General features: G+C 63.6%; 3 protein-coding genes. 2 read left to right on the forward strand and 1 reads right to left on the reverse strand.

The window, feature by feature from the left end; genetic code table 11:
- Together ACXJ7R_RS30860 and ACXJ7R_RS30865 are read left to right on the forward strand one after the other, a co-directional pair.
- A partial coding sequence (locus ACXJ7R_RS30860; protein ID WP_457155111.1) for an ABC transporter ATP-binding protein occupies positions 1–502 on the forward strand: 502 nt, incomplete at its 5' end.
- Positions 503–513: 11 nt separating this feature from the next.
- Positions 514–1,392: an ABC transporter permease gene (locus ACXJ7R_RS30865; protein ID WP_457155112.1), complete on the forward strand. Its 879-nt coding sequence runs from the start codon at positions 514–516 to the stop codon at positions 1,390–1,392.
- 9 nt (positions 1,393–1,401) lie between these two features.
- Here ACXJ7R_RS30865 and ACXJ7R_RS30870 read toward each other — a convergent pair.
- Positions 1,402–2,109, reverse strand: a 708-nt coding sequence (locus ACXJ7R_RS30870) for a sensor histidine kinase (RefSeq protein ID WP_457155113.1), incomplete at its 5' end; no start/stop codon positions are given.

The following is a 2,109-nucleotide window of genomic DNA, read 5'->3' on the forward strand; positions in this document are numbered from 1 at the left end:
CGTGATGGCTGGTCCACTCTTTCGCGGTATAGCGAAGTCGGACGCTACGGCCGCAGCGCGCGACTGGCTGGCGCGTGTCGGCTTGTCACGTTTCGAGCAGCACTATCCGCATCAGCTTTCTGGCGGCATGCGCAAACGTGTGGCTTTGGCCCAGACTTTCATAAATGGACCCGAGATTCTTCTCATGGATGAGCCGTTTTCCGCGCTCGATGTTCAGACGCGCGTGCTGATGCACGAGGAACTGCTGCGCCTGTGGTCTGAGGCAAAGGCTTCGGTGGTCTTCGTCACGCATGACCTCGAAGAGGCGATTGCGCTCGCCGACAAGGTCTATGTCCTGACCGCCGGACCGGCCACGGTGAAATCGGTCTACACCATCGATCTGCCGCGCCCGCGCGTGGTCGCCGATATCCGCTACGAGCAGAGCTTCATCAATTACTCGCGCACGATCTGGGCCGACCTCAAGGAAGAGGTTGAAACCAGCTATGCGCGCGCCGCAGCCTGAGGAGGAACGCCATGACCGATGCCGCCATTGACATCAGCGCAGGAGCTTTCAGGCCGGGCACTTCGGATGCGGAAATCGAGGCAGYCGCCGCGAAGGCGGTACGGCACCGCCGCCGCACGGTGATCTTTTGGCGGGTCGCCATTCTGATCGCCTTTCTCGGCCTGTGGGAAATCGCCGCGCGCCAGGCCTGGATCGATCCGTTCTTCTACGCAATGCCGAGCGCGATCGCGCAGCGGCTGTACGAATGGACGACAGAAGGAACGTCGGAGGGGCCTCTGTGGTACCACCTCTATGTCACAATGGAGGAATCGGTCATCGGCTTTGTGACTGGCTCGGTTGCTGGGATCATCATCGGCGTCGCGCTCGGCCGTAACCGGATGGCCGCCGATATCTTCTCCATCTACATCAAGGTGATCAACTCCATTCCGCGCGTGGTTCTGGCGCCGATCTTCATCATGATTCTCGGCCTCGGCCTCGCTTCGAAAGTGGCACTTGCCTTCGTGATGGTTTTCTTCGTCGTGTTCCACAATGCCTTCCAGGGCGTCCGGGAAGCCGACAGGGCGATGATCGCCAATGCGCGCATCTTGGGTGCATCCAACTGGCAGTTGACCCGTTCGGTGATCGTCCCTTCGGCGATGAGCTGGATTTTCGCCAGCCTGCATGTCAGCTTCGGCTTTGCCATCATCGGCGCGATCGTTGGCGAGTTCGTCGGCTCGCGATACGGCATCGGCCTGCYGATTAACATCGCCAAGGGATCCTTCGACGCCGCCGGCATGTATGCCGCGATCGTCATCGTCATGGTGGTGGCGCTCGGTGCCGAATATCTGATGACCATGGTCGAGGATCGCTTGGCGAAATGGCGTCCCCAGCCACTGCATGAGACGCAGTGAGCGGCAAGCCTAGCTGCTCGCCAAAGGCAGCCTGACCTCAACCACCAGGCCGCCGGTCGCGCCATCCCCGAGGGCGACGCGGCCGCCGGTATTTTCGACGACCTCGCGCACGATGGCGAGGCCAAGGCCGCTGCCTTCCTCGGTCGATCCGGCAACACGGTAGAAGCGCTCGAAAACATGGTCTCGCTCGTCCACTGGGATGCCGGGCCCGTCGTCGGTGACAGTCAGCACGGCTTCGTCCTCAACGGCCGCCAGCTTCACCGTGATGCTGCCGCCGGYCGGCGAATAGCGCAGTGCGTTGTCGACAAGGTTGACGATCATCTCGCGCAACATGGTGCCGTCGCCGATCACCGGCACGGGTCCGGCCTCCTCGAGGCCGAGATCGATGTGGTGACCGATTGCTGTCGGCGCCTGCGTTTCCAGCACATGGCGGGCGGCTTCGGTCAGGTCGACGCGGTCGGCGCGCGGCCGCCGGCTGCCCGGCTCGGCGCGCGACAAGGTCAGGAGCTGTTCGGCCAGCCGCGCCAGTCTGCCGGAGCTTGCCTGCAGCGCCACCAACGCTTCCTGGCGCGCGTCGGGGACGGTTTCGCGCAGCGCGTAGCTCGCCTGCGTTGACAGCAACGCCAACGGYGTGCGCAGCTGGTGCGCCGCATTGGCGATGAAGCGCCGCTGCGCCGCCATCTGCGCCCGCACCCGCTCCATATAGGCGTTCAGCGC

It is taken from the genome of Mesorhizobium sp. P5_C1 (assembly GCF_054049815.1).